At 60.0% G+C, this 260-nt stretch carries 1 protein-coding gene; it reads left to right on the forward strand.

Annotated features, from left to right (window positions below):
* Positions 1 to 258 (forward strand): hypothetical protein (locus ACVHXK_RS18895; protein WP_461207945.1); only part of this gene is annotated, 258 nt, incomplete at its 5' end.
* Positions 259 to 260 lie beyond the last annotated feature (2 nt).

Consider the following 260-nt stretch of genomic DNA (forward strand, 5'->3'; position numbering starts at 1 on the left):
GCAGCCATGCTTGCCCGGCCTGCCCTGCTCGGCGGAATGCGGACAATGGCCACCATCCTGCTGCTCGACCACGATGCGGAGCGGCATCTGGAGCCGGCGCGAAAAATAATCGGTGAAAAAGGCGGCGCTTCCGCCTGGTCTGGCAAGCTTCTTGCGAGGCTGGTGGATGAGGATGCCTATTCCCTGCGGAAACGGCTGATACCGCTGATCGAACTGCTGAATCAAAAGGCAGGCGTGCCTAAAGTCTGGTCAATCTAGGG

Source organism: Clostridium sp. DL1XJH146 (assembly GCF_054819755.1).